Here is a 19,636-nt window from a genome sequence, read left to right on the forward strand (position 1 = left end):
CCTGGCGGTAGCTGTGAGGTGCCTGGAAGCGGATCTGACTGGCATGGCGGGAGTGTGACAGTGCATCGTGCGGTGGTGAATGAATCTGCCTTCGCCGAGCATGAGGACCGTTGGATCTTGGGCCTTCGGGGCCTGGAGGTCACCAAGATCAGCGTCGACTATCAGCTGTCGCTTCAGCTGGGGTCGGATGCCTGGGTTGTTCTGGAAGGCCCGTGCCAGCTGTCTCAGGGCTCTGCTGGCGGGGGCAGTCCGCAACAAATGATGGATCCGGGGCAGCAGGATGCGGCGGCGGCGCTGGCCTTGTTCGGAGCCAAGATCTTGTCGGCTGTGGCTTTCAAGACAGGAACCTTGCGGCTGGTCTTCGACAACGGGCTGCATCTGGTCTGCGTGGCCGATCCGGCGTTTGAAGCTTGGCAGGTGACCGGCCCAGGAGACTGGCGGTTCGTGTCGTTGCCGGGTGGGGAGCTTGCAGTGTGGTCCGACGTCGAGGCGGCCAGGGGGAATGAAACTGGTTAGCCGTCGGCTTGTTGGGCTCGAGTCTGGGCGAGGCGGTAGGAGTCGGTTCCGGTCTCGATGATGTTGCTGCCGAAGGTGAGGCGGTCGACGATGGCGCCGCAGAGTCGTGGGTCGGTGAAGGTCTTGGTCCAGCCGGAGAAGGATTCGTTGGAGGCGATAGCGACGCTGTTCTTCTCCTCGCGTTCGGTTAGGACCTGAAAGAGGAGTTCGGCGCCTCGCCGGTCGAGTTCCATGTGTTGGGTCGGGGACGAGACGCCGTGCACCGTTTCCGGTGTCGGTTTTCCCATCCCCGCCCGCCGAACCGGACGTGCCCGTTGGCCGAGCATCCAGCTCTCCACGTGATCCGCTGGATCAGGCGAGGTATTCGCTGACCTGGCCGACGAAGGCCACATCGTCGTGGGTCGTCCGCCGGAAACGTGCTCCGTCGGGATCGACCTCGTCGATCGCGTCCGTCCCGGTGCCCGGCGGTGGCTGGCGGAGCCGCCTGCGGCGGAGTCGGCCAGCGGCGGTGAACGCACCGGGGCTTGTTGCTGTCGCCCCCGAAGGGGGTGTCCGCTTCCCTTTCGGGGCCTCGCCGGTCTGGAGGTGTTGCCCTCCTCCAGACCGGCCACCCGGGGCTACTTGGGATTCAGGGGACGCGGTTTCCGTGTCTCGACGGTGGTCACGTGGTCAACGCGGTTGTTCAGGAATCCTCGGGGGTCGGTGCATCGGACGTTGGTCAGCCTTCGTGGCTTGCCGTTGTTCCGGAACAGGTGCTCTTCGATGACGCCGGTCCAGTGGTCTTCGGGCCGGTGGCCGTCGCCGGGATGGACGGCGACAGCGGCACCTATAGGGAACTTGCGGGGCCTGCTGGTCCCTGCGGCGCGGTGCGCGAAGCTGGGACGGCCGATCGAGGAGGGAACCCCGCCCTTCACTTCGACCACGACGGCGCCGCAGCCGAACGACTCGCCCCTCCCCCTCCGAGGGAGGACCCGCCGGAGGCATGGAGGTCGTGAGGTCGGCGCCGATGACGCTTTCATGGGACTTCTTCCCGGCCCCGTGCTTACCGTGCGCGCCATGAGCAGGCATTCCGAGCAGTATCGCGTCGAGATCGAGGAAGCCGTCCAGGCCCTGATCGGAGAGATGGAGGACGTCGTGCACCACCAGGTCGCCGACGGCCGCTGGCATCCGGCCTTCAAAGAGGTGGAGGACCTGACGGACGACGAATTGCGTGAAGCGGCCGATCAGTTGGCACGGCAGCTGATGAGGTCGGGCCTCAAGGTGCTCGCCGCGACTGCGCACGATCACGACTTCAACGGGGAGGGCCGATGACCACCGCATCGTCAGCAGGGGTGAGTGCGGCCGAACTCCGGCGCCGGGTACGGGCGATTGAGGCGCTCCAGGCAAAGACTCGTGAGCTGGCGGCAGCGAACGTCCTGACGGCGAGAAAGGCCGCGGCGGAGGCGGCAGCGACGAAGGAGTCGGCTGATGTGTCGGCCCGCGAAGCGGCAGCGGCGGCTCTACGGCTCTTCGACAACGACGCCAGGCTTGTCTCCGGGCTCCTCGGCGTACCGGCCGAGGAACTGGAGCGCGAGGCGAAGCCTGTTACCGCGGCCCGGGCCAAGGAGATCATCGAGTCACTGCGCGCTCGCGCAAAACGCCCGCGGACCCGCCGCTCACGCACTGTTCGTTCCGCGGTGACAGCGGTGTCGGCTCCGGCAGCGGCCGCCGGGGAGGTCCAGGGTTCGGACGGCCGCCGGACCGATGCTGCCTGAAGACGGCGTCGGGCCCGGCCTGTTCCCGCCGTCGGCGGTGGACGAGTCCGGGCCCGCGCCAGAGGAGGAGCGGCCGGAGCAGCGCGCGCTGATCGGTGAGCCGCCCTCGCTACTCATCCCTGCTGTGGAGTGGGAGTCTTGGCTCACTGATGAGTCGGTGCAAACCCGGTACTGGGCGAAGGTCCACCGCACTCGTCCGTGTCGGGTTGTTGGTCCTGGATCGCCGGGCTCCAACACGGGGCACGCGAGATTCCACGCGGCGTCTTTGCCGGACGGGGCACGGTGCCGGGGCACCTGTACGGGTTCCGGCTCGTGTACGGCGTGATTCCCCGCCCGGGCCCTGCCAGCAACCGAAGCACCCACAGCTCGGCACCCTGGCGGAGAACCGGGCTGGATGGCTGGCGCGGCGGCACAATCCCGACAGCCCTCTCGCCGACCTCCGCGGGCCCGCCGACCGGTCGCGGGCCTTCGGCTCAGCGATATGTGCTGGACTCGCGCTCGGCGAATTCGAGGTTGACAGTGCCAGGCGACAAGCCCGCCGGGCTTCCCTGGGGGCGTCTAACAGATTCCGCTGACCCACGTACCTACCAGTGCCGGGCTGAATCCAACCGGCTCCATCCGGCCGGATCGGCGCGCCGGGGACAGCTACGGATATGCAAGGAAGACTATGCCTCGCGGTGGTTCAAATTCATTGTTGAGCTTCGAAACGATTGCCGAGCGGATGGAAGTAACAAAGCGCACCGTCCTCGATAACTACAGGAATTGGGACATCCCCGTCGTGCGCATCAGCGACCGCATTCTCCGCGTGCGGGAGCGAGATTTCGAGGCATGGATCGACACGCGCACGGAGTGAATTCACCACGCCGACAAGGGAGTTAGAACCGGAGGGGAAGGAGCACCATCGACCCCTCCGCCCCCTCCCGACGGGCTTGACCAGCCATGGCTGCACCTACGTAGAGTCCAACTCCCCTGGCCAGGGAGCCACCCGAGAATCGATCAAGATCACGAAAGGCGCCCCGTGGCACGCAAGCCCACTGCCTATAGACGGTGCGACTGTCCCGACCAGAACAGACCCAAAAGGGGCGGCTGCGGTCACAGCTGGTCCTACAACCTCACGAACGATGAGGGCAAGCGCACCCGCGCCACGATTCCCGAGTCCGTCGGCCTAACTCAGGCTCAGGCTCAGGCAGTCCTGGACGGAATGGCTCCTGGCGTGGCCCTGGAACCCGTCGAAGCAAACCTCACCTTCCGACAGTGGGCGGCTGACTGGCTCAGCAGACGTCGGGCAAAGGGGACCACCCGTGAGAACTACGAAATAGCCATCCGCCTCCATCTCAATCCGCGCTGGGGCAACCAGCGCCTACGAGCTATCAAGAGGGCTCAGGTCGAAGCCTGGGTCCACGAGATGGAGGCCAACGAGCGCATCGCCAACTCCACTGCGGAGGGGCATTGGAAGGTCTTCCAGATGGTCATCAAGGATGCCCTGCAGAACGGGAAGATCACTACCAACCCCACCTACGAGATCGACGGCCCCTACGTAGGCGAATCGACGTCATACGTCTTCAGCCCGGACGAGTGCTGGGCAATCTACGACGCCTTTCCCGAGCGCTACCGCATCATCCCCATGCTCGGCTTCGCCTGTGGCACCCGGCAGGCAGAGGCGTTCGGTGTGTGTGACGACGTAATCGACTCCGGCCGAAGCCTGCTTACCCTGCGTCGACAGGTGCTCAGGAACAAGGAGACCAGCCACAAGCGCCTCCTCGTGGACCGCCTCAAGACCAGCCCGCGCCTCAGCTCGAAAGACGTACCGATGCCTCCGTACCTCCTGGAAGCCCTGCAGGAGTACATGGAGCGCTACCCGCCACGAGCCACGGAGACCGTTCTGTGGGCACACAAGAAGAAGATCGACGACTGCAAGCGTGGCTCGGCCCGCGCACTCTTCTGGACGCCGCGCAACTACCTTCTGGGCCGCACCTCCCTCAATGACGGCTTATGGAAGCCCACACTGCTGAAGCTGGGCATCAAGGACGAGGAGGGCAACCTTCCGACCTTCCACGACCTCCGACACACCTTCATCTCCACATGCCTCCAGGGCGGAATCCCCGAGCACACCGTGGCCGCTTGGGTGGGCGACTCCGTTGTGGAGCTACGGCGTACGTACAGCCACCTTCTGAAGGACCACGCCGAGACGCATGGTGCAGTGGCCGCTAGCCTGACAGCGCGGCCGAAGCCGCCCCTCGTCTACAACGCGGCGTAACGACCGCACCCCCTCCGCACTCCCCCGCGGCTTCCCTCATAGGCACAGAGGCAAAGGGAGAATCTCCCCAGGGCTGAGGCTGGTCATCAGCCTCAGCCCCGCTGCCGCGTTCCGCAGCCCTCTGGCCTTGCCGCCGCAGAACGCGCCACAGCCGTCGGCCGCACCTCTCACCAGCGGATCTCATTGATTGCCGCCACGCCGTTGACAGAGGCCGCATGCAATCGACTCAGCCGCGCCGACCCCCGTCTCAGGCCTCACCTTTCATGGCTACTCTCATGGCTACATACGTAGCCGCGCGGTCCGGTTTGTACCGGTGCGGAAAGGGGCGGCCGCGACCCGCCGTAGGCTCGGAGACAGTCGCACGAAGGAGGAACCGGGTGCCCGTCGAGGTCACATGGTGGGGCCACGCCACCTGCACGGTCGAGGACTCGGGCGTCCGCGTACTGACCGACCCCCTGTTCGCGCGCCGCCTGGCGCATCTGCGGCGCCGCAGGGGCGCACCGCCACCGCCGGGCGCCGCCGTCGCCGACGTCGTGCTCCTTTCGCATCTGCACGCCGATCATCTGCACGTACCGTCGCTCGCGCGGCTCACGCCGGGCACGCGTGCGCTGGTCCCGCGCGGGGCCGCGCGCTCGGTGCCGGGGCTCGCCCGCAGGCTGCCCCAGCTGCGCTTCACCGAGGTCGTGCCGGGCGACGAGGTACGGATCGCCGACGTCGTCGTACGCGTGGTCTCCGCGCTGCACGACGGACGGCGGCTGCCCGTGGGCCCGCACCACTCCCCCGCGCTGGGTTTCGTGGTGAGCGGTGAGGCCCGCACCTACTTCGCGGGCGACACCGGGCTCTTCGACGGGATGGCGGCGGAGGTCGGCGAGGTGGACGTGGCGCTGCTGCCGGTCGGCGGCTGGGGCCCCTACCTCGGCCACGGCCATCTGAACCCCTCCCGTGCCGCCGAGGCGCTCGCCCGGATCGCGCCGCGCAGCGCGGTCCCGGTGCACTACGGCACGTACTGGCCGATCGGGATGGACGCCGTGCGCCCCCATGAGTTCCACGCGCCGGGCCAGGAGTTCGTGCGCCAGGCGGCGCGTCTCGCGCCGGAGGTGAGCGTGCACCGGCTGGCGCACGGCGAGCGGGTCCGGCCGGAGGTCGCCAAGTGATGTGGGCGGCGGCGTCCCAGGTGACGCCGGAGAGCACGCAGCAGGCGGTGGGCTATCCCTCGCTGTTCCTGTTGGTGGTCATCGGCGCGCTGGTGCCCGTGGTGCCGACGGGCGCGCTGGTGAGTTCGGCGGCGGTGGTCGCCTTCCATCAGACGGCGCCGTTCGCGCTGCTGATCGTCTTCGGTGTGGCGGCGCTCGCGGCGTTCATCGGCGACATGGGCCTGTACTGGCTCGGGCAGCGCGGCATGCGTTCGAAGAACGGCTCGCGCTGGCTCGCGGCGATCCGCGACCGGGCGCCGGAGGAGCGTCTGCGGCAGGCGCAGGAGAAGCTCGACGACCACGGCGTGCTCGTCCTCGTGCTGTCCCGGCTCGTCCCCGCGGGCCGGATCCCGGTGATGCTGGCGTGCCTGATGGCGAAGCTGCCGCTGCGCAGGTTCGCGCGCGGCAACGCGCCCGCGTGTCTGGCCTGGGCGGCGACGTACCAGCTGATCGGCATCCTGGGCGGCTCCCTGTTCGAGGAGCCGTGGCAGGGCGTCGCGGTGGCGATCGGCCTGACGGTCCTGATCAGCGTGGCGCCCTCGGTGTGGCGCAGGCTCCGGAGGCACACGGCCTAGCGCCGGGCCCGGAGACCCCCGGGCCCCCGGGCCCGGAGACCTCAAGCGGCAAGCACCCGCGACGCCCCCACCGGCAGGTCCCACAGGTCCTCGCGGTCCAGGCCCGCCTTCTCCCATGCCGTACGCACCCTGGTGAGCGGTTCGAGCACCGGCTCGGCGGAGAGCAGGAACGTACCCCAGTGCATGGGCGCCATCCGCCGCGCTCCGAGGTCGATGGCGGCGCGGACCGCCTCCTCCGGGTCGCAGTGCACGTCGCTGAGCCACCACCGCGGGTCGTACGCGCCGATCGGAAGGAGCGCGAGGTCGATGCCGGGGTAGCGGGCGCCGATCCGCTCGAACCAGTGGCCGTATCCGGTGTCGCCCGCGAAGTAGACCCGCTGCCCTCGCGCGTCGGTGAGCAGCCAGCCGCCCCACAGCGTGCGGCAGGTGTCCAGGAGGCTCCGCTTGGACCAGTGGTGCGCGGGCACGAAGTCGAAGCGCACTCCGCCCAGTTCGGCCCCCTCCCACCAGTCGAGTTCGGTGACCCTGCTGAAGCGGCGGCGGGTGAACCAGCGGCCGAGTCCCGCGGGTACGAAGACGGGGGTGTCCCTGGGGAGTCTGCGCAGGGTCGGGGCGTCCAGGTGGTCGTAGTGGTTGTGGCTGATGACGACCGCGTCGACGCGCGGCAGGGCGCTCCAGGCGACGCCGACCGGGGTGACCCGGGCCGGGGTGCCGAGGATCTTGCGGGACCAGACGGGGTCGGTGAGGACGGTGAGCCCGCCGACGCGCAGCACCCAACTGGCGTGGCCCGCCCAGGTGACGGCGACGGTGCCCGCGTCGACGCGCGGCAGCGGGCCGGGGTCGTAGGGCAGTCGCTGGATGTCGGCGAGCCCGTCGGGGCGGGGCCGCAGGGCGCCCTCACGGGCGAAGCGCGCGAAGGCGCGAAGGCCGGGCAGGGGGGCGGTGAGCCGGTCGGCGAACGACTTCGGCCACCGGCGGATCCCGCCGGGGGCGTGCGGCGGGGCGGGCGCGTGCGGGGAGACCGGCCGCACGGCCGTCTGCAGCTGCGCCTCTTGCACCTGCTGTGCCTCTTGCGCCCCCTGTGTCTGCCACGTCTGCTGCATCTGCTGCATCTGCTGCGCCTGCTGTGTCTCCTGCACTCGCTGTGCCTCTTGCGCCTGCTGCGCTTGTTGCGCCTGCTGCATCTGCTGCGTCCGTTGCGCCTGCTGAGTCACCGAGGAGGCTCCATTCGCTGGGCTTCTGCGCGGAGATCGTCGAAGGCCGATCCGAACCTGCTCAACGCCCGTTCCACATGCGGCAATTCCAGTGGGTCGGGTGCGGCGAGGGACGCCATGCGTTCGTCGGGTGTCGAGCCGAGCAGCGGCCCCGTGACCAGGCGTACGCGCAGGGCGTCGATCTCGTCGCCGAAGCGGTGGCCGCCCGGTGCGGGCATGCCGAGCCGTTCGCCGAGGAAGTCCTCCAGGTCCTGCGCGTCGCCGACGCCGCGTGCGGCGAGCGCGGGGCGCAGCGGGCCGAGGTCGGCGTAGAGGTGACGGCCCGCCTGCGGGGGCCGGGCCAGGCCCCCCGCGGCGAGCACGGCGCGCTGCGCGGCGGCGGCCACGCGCGCGTGCAGGCGGACGGCCGAGGTGAGGCGTTCGCCGATCTCGTCCGGTTCCCCGAGCGCGTACGTCGCGGCCGCGGCGGCCGGGCCCCCGGGCACGGCGCCGAGCGCGGCGAGGACGTCCAGGGTGCGGGCCCGAAGGGCGCTGCCCGCCGCGGTGTCGGGGAAGCGCGCCACGGCCGCGGGCAGTGCCGGGGGCAGGAAGGCGCCGGAGAGGTCGGAGAGGACGGTCACGCGCGCGTGGTCCATCTCCGCCGGGCCGATCAGGACGGTGTCGCGCGGCCGGTGCAGGGTGTCGCGCCAGGTCTCGTCGCTGATCACGTGCAGGCCCTCGTCGGCGGCCGCTTCGACGGCCTCGTGCAGGACGTCGGGGGGCGGCACGGTGGCGGTCGGGTCGTCGGCGACGGAGAGCACGAGGAGCCGGGGTCTGCCGCCTTCGGCGCGGACGCGGCGGACGGTCTCCAGGAGTGCGTACGGGTCGGGGACGCCGCCGCACTCCGCGGGGGTCGGCACGTGGTAGACCGCGCGGCCGAGCAGCCGTGCCTGGGGCGCCCACCAGGCCGGGCAGGGGCGGGGCAGCAGGACGTCGCCGCCGATGGCCGCGGTCAGGGCGAGCAGCAGGGTGGGGGCGCCGGGGGCCGCGACGACGTGGTCGCGCTCGGCGGGCAGGCCGCGCCTGGCCCAGTAGCCGCAGGCGGCGTCGAGGAGTACGGGGCTCCCGCCCGGTGGTTCGCCGTGGGACCTGCCCGCGGCCGCGGCGGCGGCCGCCGCCAGCTCGGGCAGGACCGGAAGGCCCGGCTCCGGTGGGGGCGGCCCGTACCGGACGGGCCCGTGCCCTTCGGGGTCCGTCCGCCGCATGCGTACCTCCGTGCGCTCACGTGACGTTCTGCCCCTTCGCCGCTGTGCGTACCCAGGACCTGGCCGTATGAGCCCATCAGAGCGCGCCCGGGGCCCTCCCGCGCGCGCTTGCCCCCCGCCCGGGTGAGGGTCGGGGTCCTCCTTAAGGCCTGCGGCGGGCCGCCGGGCACTCGACGAAAGTCAGGGGTAAGTCGTGCCGATCGTGCGCAGCGGGGGGCCGGTCCCGATTCCTACGCTGGTGGTCATGAACGACGCGATCATCCATGCAGTCGAAGGCTTCGTCACCTCTCCGTGGGTGTACGCGGTGCTCTTCGGCATCGCCGCACTGGACGGCTTCTTCCCGGTGGTCCCCAGCGAGACGCTGGTGATCACCCTGGGAGTGTTCGCCGCCTCGACCGGTGATCCCCAGCTCGTGCTCGTGATCGTCGTGGCCGCGCTCGGTGCCTTCACCGGTGACCACATCTCCTACTGGATCGGGCGCAAGTCCGGACAGAAGATCTTCGCCAAACTCAAGCCCGAGAGCCGCAGCCGCAAGGCGTACGACCGGGTGGGCAAGATGCTGGAGGAGCGCGGCGGCCTCGTCCTCGTCGTCGCCCGCTACATCCCCGGCGGCCGCACCGCGGCGACGCTGACCACCGGCGCCACCGGCTTCCCGCGCCGTTCCTTCACCTTCTTCGACGCGATCGCCGCGTCGTCCTGGGCGATCTACTCGGCCTGCCTCGGCTACGTCGGCGGCGCCGCCTTCGAGGACACGCCCCTGCTCGGTGTCGCGCTCGGCCTCGGCATCGCCTTCTCGATCACGCTGCTGCACGAGGGCGTCCGCTGGCTCCGGCACCGCCGCGCGCCCCAGCCCGAGGCACAGGAGACGCCCGCCGCGCAGGAGACGCGGAGCGCCGCCTGACGCGCCAACCGGCTTGACGGCGGCCCCCGTTGGGAACGGGGGCCGCCGCGCGTCGTGCGGCAGGACCTCGCGCGTTACGCGGCGTCCCGCATGACCTGGTCGCGCAGCCGGTCGCAGCAGCGGCTGATCAGCCGCGAGACGTGCATCTGCGAGATGCCCATCTCATCGGCGATGCGGCTCTGGGTCATGTCGCCGAAGAACCGCATGTAGAGGATGGTGCGTTCGCGCTCTGGCAGCTGCGCGATGCGCGGTTTGACGGACTCGCGGTCGATGACGACGTCGAGCGCGGGGTCGGGTCCGCCGAGGGCGTCGCTCAGTGAGTAGCCGTCCTCGCTGCCCGGGAGTTCCGCGTCAAGGGAGAGGGCGGTGAAGCTGTCGAGCGCCTCCAGGCCCGCCTTCGCGTCCTCCTCGCTCATCTGCGCGCGTTCGGCGATCTCGGCGGTGGTCGGGGCGCGCCCCGACACCGTCTGGGCGAGGTCCTGGCGGGCGAAGCGCACGCGGTTGCGCAGGTCCTGGACGCGCCGCGGTACGTGCAGGGTCCACATGTGGTCGCGGAAGTGACGCTTGATCTCACCGGTGACGGTGGGTACGGCGTAGCTCTCGAACGCGGTGCCGCGGCGCGGGTCGTAGCGGTCCACGGCCTTGACGAGCCCGAGGGCCGCGACCTGGCGCAGGTCGTCGAGGGACTCGCCGCGGTTGCGGAAGCGCCCCGCGAGACGCTCGGACATGGGCAGCCAGACCTCGACGACTTCCTGACGCAGGGTGTCCCGCTCGGGACCCTCCTCCATCTCGACGAGCCGCTCGAAGGCGGCCGCCGTGTCCGGGGCGTCGTCGTGCGGATGTCGCTTGGTCCTGGCAGGGGCGGCGGCCGCGGTCCTGGTCGCCTGGACAGTGGTCGTGTGGGATCGCATGGTGCGTCGCAACTCCCTCAATAGGTGAGTGCCTTGACTGGGCGGTCACCGTGGGAGCGCGTGCACGTGTCGAAAGACCACGAGACACACCCGGGGCCGACGAAACCGCCACTCCCACGGACGTGCCTCCTGTCCGAAGCACTCCTCTTCGCTTGCCCCGCACTTGTGAGGACAAACACCGCGAGGTTTCCGCCGGGCCGTGCCGGACACCCGGACATCAGGACTCAACGTATGCAGGAACGTACGCAGGAAGGGCCGAAGCCATGGCTGATTACGTAAGGGACGTCATGACGACCGGCGTCGTGGTGGTGCGTCCCGATGCCTCACTCGTCGAAGCCGCCCAGCTCATGCGCGCACAGGACATCGGCGATGTGCTCGTCGCCGTCGGGGGCCGGATCCTCGGTGTGCTCACCGACCGGGACATCACGCTGCGCGCCGTGGCCGACGGCGCCGACCCGCTGACGGTCAGCGCACAGGCGATCTGCACGCCCAATCCGGTGGTGGTGACGCCCGACGACGCGGTGTCCGCCGCCGTCGATCTGATGCGCGACCACGCCGTCCGCAGGCTGCCCGTCGTCGAGGACGGCCGCCCGGTGGGCATGGTCAGCCTCGGCGACCTGGCGCTCGCCCGGGATCCGTCCTCCGCGCTCGCCGACATCAGCGGCGCGGATCCGGACACCTGGCCGGACATCGCGCGACCCTGAGAGCGGGTCCGTCGGCGCGATGACCGAACGCGATGACCGAACGCGATGACCGAAGGCGTCACGCTCGGCGGCCGAGGAGTCCCAGCAGCCTCGTCTGCGCGTCGGCCTCCGGGGGCGGTTCGACCGCGGGGGCGAAGAGGCCGCTCTTCGCCAACTCGGCCGCGTACGGCTCGACTTCGCGTACGGAGAAGTCGACGAGCGCGGCGGGCAGCGCCTCGTCGGAGCCGATCGCCCGGGAGAGGTCCCAGGCGTGCACCACGAGGTCGGTCGTCATCTGCCCGCAGTAGAACGCGGCGGAGGTGTCGCCGAAGGAGAGGTGCACGGTGCGGTCCAGGGCGCCCGGTTCGCGGAACGCCGCGCGGGACGCGGCGGCCGCGGTGTCCCAGGAGGCGACGGGGTCGGGGCCGAGCACATCGCCGTCGAAGGCGTCCCCGACCGAGGCGGTGGTGGCGCCGTCGCGGACGAGCGAGGGCACCCACAGCTGTTCGCCGGTGAGGTGGGCGACGAGGTCCCGCACGGTCCAGTCCGTGCAGGGCGTCGGCGCGTCCCACAGGTCGGCGCGGACGGCGTGCACCCGGTCGGTGAAGAGGTCGAGGGCCGCCGCGTGCCGGTCGAGCAGCGCCGGATCGGCCGCCCCGCCCGTGTCGCTCGCCTCACCCGTGCCGCTCGCGCTGCTCGTGTCGTGCCGCTCGTCCGTCATGAGTCGCCGTTTCCCCTCTCCCGCTCCCGCGCGCCCGCGCGCGTCCGCCCCGCCGCGACCGACCTGCGCGGGTGGCGGCGCAGGTACTCGCCCTCGAGCACCGCCATGCGTTCGTTGTGCGCCCGCAGGGCGTCGTTCGAGCCGTGCAGCAGCGTGGTGTGGCGGGTGCGGTGGATCGTCTCCAGCTCCTTGATGAGCTCCTTGTCGTCCAGCCGTACCGGGTCGACTCCGTTCATCGATCGCTCCGATCGCTCCGGTCGTTCCGGTCGTTGCGTCACGTCGCTCCCCGCGCCCCGGGTACCCGATCGGGCCGTCCTACCCAGGATGCACCGCGTACGGCCCCGGCGCTCCCGGGCTACCGCTTGCGCTCGACCCGTCGCTCGTCCCACACCGGCTCGGGGGTCTCCCTGACCTTGCCGTCGCTGCCGAAGACCAGGTACCGGTCGAAGGAGCGGGCGAACCAGCGGTCGTGGGTGACGGCGAGGACCGTGCCCTGGAACGCCTCGAGGCCGTCCTGCAGCGCCTCGGCCGACTCCAGGTCGAGGTTGTCGGTCGGCTCGTCGAGGAGCAGGGCCGTACAGCCCTCCAGTTCCAGGAGCAGGATCTGGAAGCGGGCCTGCTGGCCGCCGGAGAGCCGCTCGAAGTTCTGCTCGGCCTGGGCCGTCAGCTCGTACCTCCGCAGGCGCGACATGGCGGCCCCGCGGTCCTGTGCGTGCTCGCGCCACAGGATGTCGAGCAGCGGGCGGCCGAGCAGCTCGGGGTGGGCGTGGGTCTGCGCGAAGTGGCCCGCCACGACGCGCGCGCCGAGCTTCCAGGCGCCGGTGTGCGCCACCTCGCCGCCCGCGAGCAGCCGCAGGAAGTGCGACTTGCCCGAGCCGTTCGAGCCGAGGACGGCGACCCGCTCGCCGTAGAAGACCTCCAGGTCGAAGGGTTTCATCAGCCCGGTGAGCTCCAGGCCCTGGCAGGTCACGGCGCGCACGCCGGTGCGGCCGCCCTGGAGGCGCATGGTGATGTCCTGCTCGCGCGGCGGCTCGGGCGGCGGTCCCGCCTCCTCGAACTTGCGCAGCCGGGTCTGGGCCGCCTGGTACCGCGATGCGAGCTCGTGGCTGATCTCGGCGGCCTGGCGCAGGTTGCGGACCAGCTTCTTCAGTTGCTCGTGCTTCTCGTCCCAGCGCCTGCGCAGCTCCTCGAAGCGCGCGAAGCGCTCCTTGCGGGCCTCGTGGTACGTCGCGAAGCCGCCGCCGTGCACCCACGCGTCGGCGCCGCCGGGGCTCTGCTCGACGCTGACGATCTTCTCGGCGGCTCGGGCGAGCAGTTCCCGGTCGTGGGAGACGAAGAGGACGGTCTTGCGGGTCTCCTTGAGCCGCTCCTCCAGCCAGCGCTTGCCGGGTACGTCGAGGTAGTTGTCCGGCTCGTCCAGGAGCAGGACCTCGTCGGAGCCGCGCAGCAGGGACTCCAGGACGAGCCGCTTCTGCTCACCGCCGGAGAGCGTGCGGACCTCGCGGAACTGCGCCTTGTCGTAGGGGACGCCGAGCGCGGCCGTGGTGCAGATGTCCCACAGCGTCTCGGCCTCGTACCCCTGGACCTCCGCCCAGTCCGAGAGCGCCTGGGCGTACTGGAGCTGGGCGGCCTCGTCGTCGACCGTCATGATCTTGTGCTCGGCGGCGTCCACGGCCTTCGCGGCCTCGCGGATGCGCGGCGTGGAGACGGAGACGAGCAGGTCGCGCACGGTGGTCTCGTCGCGCACGGAGCCGACGAACTGCGGCATCACGCCGAGCCCGCCGCTGACGTTGACGCTGCCGCCGTGCGGCTGGAGCTCACCGGAGATCAGCCGGAGCAGCGTGGTCTTGCCCGCGCCGTTCGCCCCGACCAGGGCGACGACCGCGCCCTCGCCGACCCGGAAGGAGACATCACCGAGCAGCGCCCGCCCGTCCGGCAAGTAGTACTCGAGGTGCGCGGCTTCCAGATGTCCCATGGCGGTGATTCTCCGTGTCCGGACGCCGCTCGGGCAAACCGTTTCCCTGCGGGGACGCACGGGGTCCCCCTCCGCTCCTCCTTCCCTCTCCCTCCGCTCCCACCTGCGGTTGCGCGGTCCCGTGGCCTGAATCGCGGCGCCCTGGGTACGCGAGCGTCCATGCGCCCTGACTCCTCGGACGTCTCCGACCTCGATCTGTCCCTGTCCCTGCCCCCGTCCTCAGCCGGGCACCGCCCGGTCAAGTCCCGCCTGGTCGGGCTCGACCGCCGCCTGTTCGAAGCGGTCGCCGCCCGGCACTGGCCCGGCGGCGACCGCGTGCTGCCCGGGCTCAGCCGGAGCGCCAACCACGGCGTGCTGTGGTTCGCCGCGGCGGCGGGCATCGCCGCGACCCGCACCCCGCGGGCCCGGCGTGCCGCGCTGCGCGGTGTGGCCTCGCTGGCCCTCGCCTCCGCTGCCATCAACACCCTGGGCAAGCGTTCGGTGCGCCGCCCCCGGCCGCTGCTCGACGCGGTACCGCTGATCAGGCAGCTCAAGCGCCAACCGATCACCACGTCCTTCCCCTCGGGCCACTCGGCGTCCGCCGTCGCCTTCGCGACCGGTGTGGCGCTGGAGTCGCGGGCCTGGGGCGCGGCCGTCGCGCCGCTCGCGGCCGCCGTCGCGGCGTCCCGCGTCTACACCGGGGCGCACTTTCCGAGCGACGTCCTGGTGGGCGGGGCGCTCGGCGCGGGCGCGGCGTTCGCGGTGCGCGGTCTGGTGCCGACGCGGTCCCAGCTCGCGCCGCCGGGACGACCCCGCGTCGCGGCTCCCGCCCTGCCGGGCGGCGCGGGCCTCGTCCTGGTCGCCAATGCCGGGGCGGGCACCGCGGACCGCGTCAAGTCGCTCCACGCCGCGCTGCCGGACGCGGAGGTCGTCCTCGCCGAACCGGACGAGCTGGTCGCCGAGTTGGGCAAGGCGGCGGCCCGCGCGCGGGTCCTCGGCGTGTGCGGCGGCGACGGCACGGTCAACGCCGCGGCGACGGTCGCCCTGCAGCACGGGATACCGCTCGCGGTGCTGCCCGGCGGCACGCTCAACCACTTCGCGTACGACCTCGGGGTCGAGGACGCCCGCGATCTGTCGAGCGCGGTGGAGGGCGGGGAGGCGGTCGCCGTCGACGTGGGCCGCTTCAGGAGCGATGGCCCGGAGGGGGCCACCGCGACGGAGGACGCCGTGGAGGGGTACTTCCTCAACACGTTCAGCCTGGGCGTGTACCCGGAGCTGGTGCGGCTGCGCGAGCACTGGTCGCCGCGCATCGGCGGCAAGCCCGCGTCCGTACTCGCGGCGCTGAAGGTGCTGCGCTCCGACGAACGGCCGATGGTCGCCCAGTTCCGGGGCAAGGACCGGGCGTTGTGGCTGCTCTTCGCGGGCAACTGCACCTATCACAGGCCCGGCTTCACCCCGGGCCGCAGGCTCGACCTGGCGGACGGGCTGCTCGACGTGCGGATCGTGCACGGCGGGCGCAGGCCCGGCACGCGGCTCCTCGCCGCCGCCCTGACGGGACCCGAGGTGCGCTCCCCCGCGCAGGCGGCCTCGCGGCTGCCCCGGCTGCGGGTGGACGGCCTCGGCCCGGGCACGGCGGTCGCGTACGACGGTGAGGTGCGGCACGTCCACGGCTCGCTGCTCCTCGACAAGCTGCCGGAGGCGCTGACCGTCTACCGGCCGCTGACGGCCACCCGCTGACCACATATTGATACGCGGGTCTCATTATTCGGCATGGCGGCGTACGGTTCCTGACACACGCACACCGAAGGAGCTGCCGCCATGCCGAAGGAGACCGCCGTCTACACGCACGGGCACCACGAGTCCGTGCTGCGTTCGCACACCTGGCGCACGGCCGCCAACTCAGCCGCGTACCTGGTCGGTTCGCTCAAGCCGCACATGCGGGTCCTCGACATCGGCTGCGGCCCCGGCACCATCACCGCCGACCTGGCGGCGCTCGTCCCGGAGGGGCACGTCACGGGCGTGGACCACGCGCCGGGGATTTTGGACCAGGCGCGCGCGACCGCCGCCGAACGCGGCCTGGACAACGTGGAGTTCGCCGTCGCCGACGTGCACGACCTGGACTACCCCGACGACAGCTTCTGCGTGGTCCACGCGCACCAGGTGCTCCAGCACGTGGGCGATCCGGTGCGGGCGCTGCGCGAGATGCGGCGGGTCTGCAAGCCGGGCGGCATCGTGGCCGTGCGCGACTCGGACTACGCGGCGATGACCTGGTACCCCAACACCCCGGCCATGGACGACTGGCTGGACCTCTACCGGCGCGTGGCCCGCGCGAACGGCGGCGAGCCCGACGCGGGGCGCCGCCTCAAGTCCTGGGCCCTGGAGGCCGGTTTCACGGACATCACCGCCACGGCGGCCACCTGGTGCTATGCCTCGGAGGAGGAGCGCGCCTGGTGGAGCGGCCTGTGGGCGGACCGCACCCTCGCCTCCGCCTACGCCGAGCGCGCGGTCGAGGGCGGCCACGCGGACGGGGAACTCCTGCGGACCGTCTCCGACGCCTGGCGGGAGTGGGGGAAGCAGGACGACGCCTGGTTCGCGGTGCTGCACGGCGAGATCCTCTGCCGGAAGTAGCGGGCGGCACCGCCCCTCGAACCGAAAGGCGGTTCGGCTCGACGGGGCGCGTAGAACTGCCGTTTGGGGACACCCGGTCGGCAGGAGGTAGACACTATGGTTCCTATTCTGCTGGTCCTTCTGCTGGCGCTGCTCCTCTTCGGAGCGGGATTCGCCGTGAAGGTTCTCTGGTGGATCGCCATCGCCGTGCTCGTCATCTGGCTGCTCGGCTTCGTGATGCGCAGTTCGACCGCCACGGGGTCGAGGTCCCGCTGGTACAGGTGGTAGTCAGTTCCCCCCGTCAGCCCCTGGGAAGCAGGGGGCCCAGCGGCCCGAGGACCAGATTCAGGTCCTCGGGCCGCAGCCCGTACCGGTCCCTGAGCTCGGCCATCCGGTCCTCCGGTATTCACCCTGGTGGGGAGGGTGGCTGGCACCACCAGGAAGTGGGGGGACGGCGGGCGTGTGCCGGGGCGCGGCGGCCGGAAGGATCTGCGATGTCGGACAACCGTCCGACATCAGTGACCCGCAGGACCGGCGCCCAGGGCGGCGCCCCTGCGGACCGGACCCACCCATGAGGCCCGCCATGAACCAGAACGCCGATCTGCACCACGCGCCCCGCCCCCGGCCGCTCCCGCACACCAAGGAGTCGCGGCTACTGCCCCGCATGCTCCTCGGTCCTGACGAGCCACCGGCCCCCACCGCCGTCAGGGCGGCCTTCGCGCTCTGGCTCACGGCGGTCGCCGCGGGCGTCTTCGAGACGGTGCTCGCCGTCGCCGGGGCGGTGGCCGAAGGGGACGCGTCCGGCGGCGGCATCGCGGGCGGTCTGGTGCTGCGCATGGCCGTGTTCTCGGCGGCCGTCCTGGTCGCGGTGCGGATGCGCCGCGGCGCGAACTGGGCGCGCCTGACGCTGGCCGGTGGACTCGGCGTACTCGGCACGCTGTCCCTGGTGATCGGCCCCGTCGAGTGGCTGGCCGACGGGCACTCACCGGGCGACGTCTTCCGTGACCTGAACGTCCTCGACGTGCTGTTCGGCGCGAGCCGCGTGCTGCATCTGGCGGCGGTCCTCACGGCGGTGGCGCTGATGTTCCGCCCCGCGGCGAACGCCTGGTTCAGGGCGGCTCGGCACGCCTGAGCCCGCTCACCGCACCACCCCCTGCTCCACGAGGAGCCGCGCCGCCGCCGCGATCGAGTCGGCGTCGATGCCCGCCGCGCGCAACTGTTCGGCGGGCGAGGCCGAGCCCGGCATCCTCCGCACCGCGAGCCGTACCAGGCGCGGCACCGGCCTGCCGTCGGTGAACGCGTCGAGCACCGCGTCACCGATGCCGCCCTCGGGCCTGTGGTCCTCGACGGTGAGCAGACAGCCGGTGCGCTCGGCCGCCTCGCGCAGGGTCGTCCTGTCGACGGGCTTGACCGAGTACAGGTCGATGACGCGGACCTGGATGCCCGCGCCGTCGAGCGTCTCCGCGGCGGCCAGCGCCTCGTGGACGGTCACCCCGGCGGCGACGACGGTGAGGCGGTCCGCGTCGCTGGCGCGCAGGACCTTGGAGCCGCCGACGGGGAACTCCTCGCCGGGACCGTAGATGACGGGTGTGTCGCCGCGCGACGTACGCAGATAGCGCACCCCTTCGAGCCCCGCCATCTCCGCCACCAGGCGCCCCGTCTGGTGGGCGTCGCACGGGTAGAGGACGGTGGAGCCGTGCACGGCGCGGAAGACCGCCAGGTCCTCCAGGCCCATCTGGGAGGGGCCGTCCTGGCCGATGGCCACGCCCGCGTGCGAGCCGACCAGGTTGATTCCCGCGCCGCTGATCGCCGCCATGCGGACGAAATCGTGGGCGCGGGTGAGGAACGCGGCGAACGTCGACGCGTACGGCACCCAGCCGCGCGCCGCCAACCCGACGGCGGCCGCGACGAGTTGCTGCTCGGCGATGTAGCACTCGAAGAAGCGGTCGGGGTGCTCCTTGGCGAAGTACTCGGCCCGGGTCGAGTCGCCGACCTCGCCGTCCAGGGCGACGACGTCGCCGCGCGCGGTGCCGAGCGCGGCGAGCGCCTGGCCGTAGGCGGTGCGGGTGGCCACGGCGTCGCCCACCTCGTGGCGCGGCAGTTCCAGGTGTCCGCTGCGCACGGCGTGCATCGCGCGCGCGGCGGCGGGTTCGCGCACCTCGACGCGGACGTCGCGCACCCCGCCCAGTTCCTGGATCGCCGCTTCGGGGTCCCGCAGCGGCTTGCCGTGCAGGCCCTCGCGGTCCTCGACGGCGGCGACACCCTTGCCCTTGAGGGTGCGCGCGAGGATCACGGTGGGCTGGCCCGCGGTGGACGCGGCCTCGTCGTAGGCGCGGCCGATGTCGTCGATGTCGTGCCCGTCGATCTCGACGACGTGCCAGCCGGAGGCGGCGAAGCGGTCGGCGTAGGCGGCCAGGCGCCACTCGTGGCGGGTCGGGCCGCGCTGGCCGAGGCGGTTGACGTCGACGATCGCGGTGAGGTTGTCGAGGTGTTCGTACCCGGCGTGCTCGGCCGCCTCCCAGACCGAACCCTCGGCCAGTTCGCTGTCGCCGCACAGCACCCAGACGCGGTAGGGGATCCGGTCGAGCCGCTTGCCGGAGAGCGCCATGCCGACGCCGACGGGCAGCCCCTGCCCGAGCGACCCGGTGGCGACCTCGACCCAGGGCAGGGCCCGCGGCGTCGGATGCCCTTCGAGCCTGCTGCCCTCCTTGCGGAAGGTGAGGAGTTCCTCGTCGGTGAGGGCGCCCGCCGCCTTGTACGCGGCGTAGAGCAGCGGCGAGGCGTGCCCCTTGGAGAGGATGAACCGGTCGTTGCCGGGGTGGGCGGGCCGCTCGAAGTCGTAGCGGAAGTGGCCGCCGATGAGCACCGCCATCAGATCGGCCGCGGACATCGACGAGGTGGGGTGCCCGGAGCCCGCGGCGGCCGCGGCCCGGATCGAGTCGACGCGCAACTGACGCGCGACGTCTGCGAGTTCACTGATGCTGGTCATGCGGGTCCTCCTTGGTGCGCGGGGTCTCGTGACGGCTCGCGACGGACCGGGGCGTCAGCTTGACGGTGAGGCCCAGGTCACGGTGGCTGCAGGGGGCGGGGGTGCGCCTCCGGCGGT

Annotated in this window: 20 protein-coding genes and 2 pseudogenes; 13 read left to right on the forward strand and 9 right to left on the reverse strand. The window is 71.6% G+C overall.

The genetic code is table 11. The annotated features are described in order from the left end of the window. Positions 1–75: 75 nt before the first annotated feature. Positions 76–516: a DUF6188 family protein gene (locus tag CP970_RS06140; protein ID WP_169801297.1), complete on the forward strand. Its 441-nt coding sequence runs from the start codon at positions 76–78 to the stop codon at positions 514–516. Here CP970_RS06140 and CP970_RS06145 read toward each other — a convergent pair. After that, positions 513–752: pseudogene (locus CP970_RS06145) on the reverse strand (ATP-binding protein); the annotation flags it as partial. The gene CP970_RS06140 and the pseudogene CP970_RS06145 sit on opposite strands and share 4 nt — an antisense overlap. Positions 753–1,572: 820 nt before the next feature. Between CP970_RS06145 and CP970_RS06150 the strand changes: the two are divergent. From CP970_RS06150 to CP970_RS06170, 6 genes are all read left to right on the forward strand, one after another. After that, the gene (locus tag CP970_RS06150) at positions 1,573–1,827 is read left to right on the forward strand and encodes a hypothetical protein (protein ID WP_150493043.1); all 255 of its coding nucleotides are present in this window, start codon (positions 1,573–1,575) and stop codon (positions 1,825–1,827) included. After that, positions 1,824–2,270: a hypothetical protein gene (locus CP970_RS06155; RefSeq protein WP_150493045.1), complete on the forward strand. Its 447-nt coding sequence runs from the start codon at positions 1,824–1,826 to the stop codon at positions 2,268–2,270. Before CP970_RS06150 ends, CP970_RS06155 begins: the two co-directional genes overlap by 4 nt. A 694-nt stretch (positions 2,271–2,964) precedes the next feature. Beyond that, positions 2,965–3,123 carry a hypothetical protein gene (locus CP970_RS44045; RefSeq protein ID WP_157877763.1) on the forward strand — a complete coding sequence of 53 codons (159 nt, stop codon included), beginning with the start codon at positions 2,965–2,967 and terminating at the stop codon, positions 3,121–3,123. Positions 3,124–3,483: 360 nt separating this feature from the next. Next, positions 3,484–4,527, forward strand: coding sequence for a tyrosine-type recombinase/integrase (locus tag CP970_RS06160; RefSeq protein WP_169801256.1), 1,044 nt, complete (start codon positions 3,484–3,486; stop codon positions 4,525–4,527). A 377-nt stretch (positions 4,528–4,904) separates the two neighbouring features. Then, positions 4,905–5,681, forward strand: a complete 777-nt coding sequence (locus CP970_RS06165) for an MBL fold metallo-hydrolase (RefSeq protein WP_055551349.1) — start codon at positions 4,905–4,907, stop codon at positions 5,679–5,681. After that, positions 5,681–6,295, forward strand: a complete 615-nt coding sequence (locus CP970_RS06170) for a DedA family protein (protein ID WP_055551351.1) — start codon at positions 5,681–5,683, stop codon at positions 6,293–6,295. The genes CP970_RS06165 and CP970_RS06170 overlap by 1 nt, the downstream gene beginning before the upstream one ends. Positions 6,296–6,336: 41 nt before the next feature. Here CP970_RS06170 and CP970_RS06175 read toward each other — a convergent pair whose 3' ends face one another. Next, the gene (locus CP970_RS06175; protein ID WP_224058283.1) at positions 6,337–7,509 is read right to left on the reverse strand and encodes an MBL fold metallo-hydrolase; all 1,173 of its coding nucleotides are present in this window, start codon (positions 7,507–7,509) and stop codon (positions 6,337–6,339) included. After that, positions 7,506–8,753 carry an aminotransferase class I/II-fold pyridoxal phosphate-dependent enzyme gene (locus CP970_RS06180; protein ID WP_055551353.1) on the reverse strand — a complete coding sequence of 416 codons (1,248 nt, stop codon included), beginning with the start codon at positions 8,751–8,753 and terminating at the stop codon, positions 7,506–7,508. Before CP970_RS06180 ends, CP970_RS06175 begins: the two co-directional genes overlap by 4 nt. A gap of 244 nt (positions 8,754–8,997) precedes the next feature. Between CP970_RS06180 and CP970_RS06185 the strand changes: the two genes are divergently transcribed. Continuing rightward, positions 8,998–9,654, forward strand: a complete 657-nt coding sequence (locus CP970_RS06185) for a DedA family protein (RefSeq protein WP_055551383.1) — start codon at positions 8,998–9,000, stop codon at positions 9,652–9,654. A gap of 74 nt (positions 9,655–9,728) precedes the next feature. On the opposite strand, the gene CP970_RS06190 is transcribed toward CP970_RS06185, so the two are convergent. Beyond that, positions 9,729–10,565 (reverse strand): SigB/SigF/SigG family RNA polymerase sigma factor, encoded by an 837-nt coding sequence (locus CP970_RS06190; RefSeq protein WP_055551355.1) that lies wholly within the window; start codon positions 10,563–10,565, stop codon positions 9,729–9,731. Between the two features lie 263 nt (positions 10,566–10,828). Between CP970_RS06190 and CP970_RS06195 the strand changes: the two genes are divergently transcribed. Then, on the forward strand, positions 10,829–11,269 hold the full coding sequence (locus tag CP970_RS06195; RefSeq protein ID WP_055551357.1) for a CBS domain-containing protein: 441 nt from the start codon (positions 10,829–10,831) through the stop codon (positions 11,267–11,269). A 58-nt stretch (positions 11,270–11,327) separates the two neighbouring features. Here the strand turns inward: CP970_RS06195 and CP970_RS06200 are convergent, their stop codons facing one another. The 3 genes from CP970_RS06200 to CP970_RS06210 all read right to left on the reverse strand — a co-directional run bounded on the left by CP970_RS06200 (position 11,328) and on the right by CP970_RS06210 (position 13,944). Further along, on the reverse strand, positions 11,328–11,969 hold the full coding sequence (locus tag CP970_RS06200; protein ID WP_079043763.1) for a TIGR03086 family metal-binding protein: 642 nt from the start codon (positions 11,967–11,969) through the stop codon (positions 11,328–11,330). Next, a complete protein-coding gene (locus CP970_RS06205; RefSeq protein WP_055551359.1) occupies positions 11,966–12,205 on the reverse strand; it encodes a DUF6158 family protein in 240 nt (79 codons plus the stop codon). Before CP970_RS06205 ends, CP970_RS06200 begins: the two co-directional genes overlap by 4 nt. 119 nt (positions 12,206–12,324) lie before the next feature. Further along, positions 12,325–13,944, reverse strand: a complete 1,620-nt coding sequence (locus CP970_RS06210; RefSeq protein ID WP_055551360.1) for an ABC-F family ATP-binding cassette domain-containing protein — start codon at positions 13,942–13,944, stop codon at positions 12,325–12,327. Between the two features lie 159 nt (positions 13,945–14,103). Between CP970_RS06210 and CP970_RS06215 the strand changes: the two genes are divergently transcribed. The 3 genes from CP970_RS06215 to CP970_RS06225 all read left to right on the forward strand — a co-directional run bounded on the left by CP970_RS06215 (position 14,104) and on the right by CP970_RS06225 (position 16,818). Further along, positions 14,104–15,660: a bifunctional phosphatase PAP2/diacylglycerol kinase family protein gene (locus tag CP970_RS06215; RefSeq protein WP_055551362.1), complete on the forward strand. Its 1,557-nt coding sequence runs from the start codon at positions 14,104–14,106 to the stop codon at positions 15,658–15,660. Between the two features lie 81 nt (positions 15,661–15,741). After that, the gene (locus CP970_RS06220; protein ID WP_055551364.1) at positions 15,742–16,551 is read left to right on the forward strand and encodes a class I SAM-dependent methyltransferase; all 810 of its coding nucleotides are present in this window, start codon (positions 15,742–15,744) and stop codon (positions 16,549–16,551) included. 96 nt (positions 16,552–16,647) lie between these two features. After that, positions 16,648–16,818 carry a hypothetical protein gene (locus CP970_RS06225; RefSeq protein ID WP_055551366.1) on the forward strand — a complete coding sequence of 57 codons (171 nt, stop codon included), beginning with the start codon at positions 16,648–16,650 and terminating at the stop codon, positions 16,816–16,818. Positions 16,819–16,831: 13 nt separating this feature from the next. Here CP970_RS06225 and gvpK read toward each other — a convergent pair. Continuing rightward, positions 16,832–16,930, reverse strand: a pseudogene (gene gvpK, locus CP970_RS06230) (gas vesicle protein GvpK); the annotation flags it as partial. Between the two features lie 183 nt (positions 16,931–17,113). On the opposite strand from gvpK, the gene CP970_RS06235 reads away from it, so the two are divergent. Beyond that, positions 17,114–17,662 carry a hypothetical protein gene (locus CP970_RS06235; protein WP_055551369.1) on the forward strand — a complete coding sequence of 183 codons (549 nt, stop codon included), beginning with the start codon at positions 17,114–17,116 and terminating at the stop codon, positions 17,660–17,662. 6 nt (positions 17,663–17,668) lie between these two features. Here CP970_RS06235 and CP970_RS06240 read toward each other — a convergent pair whose 3' ends face one another. Further along, positions 17,669–19,519, reverse strand: a complete 1,851-nt coding sequence (locus CP970_RS06240) for a transketolase (protein ID WP_055551374.1) — start codon at positions 19,517–19,519, stop codon at positions 17,669–17,671. Positions 19,520–19,636: the final 117 nt, after the last annotated feature.

The sequence above is a fragment of the Streptomyces kanamyceticus genome (assembly GCF_008704495.1).
GTDB classification, from domain to species: Bacteria; Actinomycetota; Actinomycetes; order Streptomycetales; family Streptomycetaceae; genus Streptomyces; species Streptomyces kanamyceticus.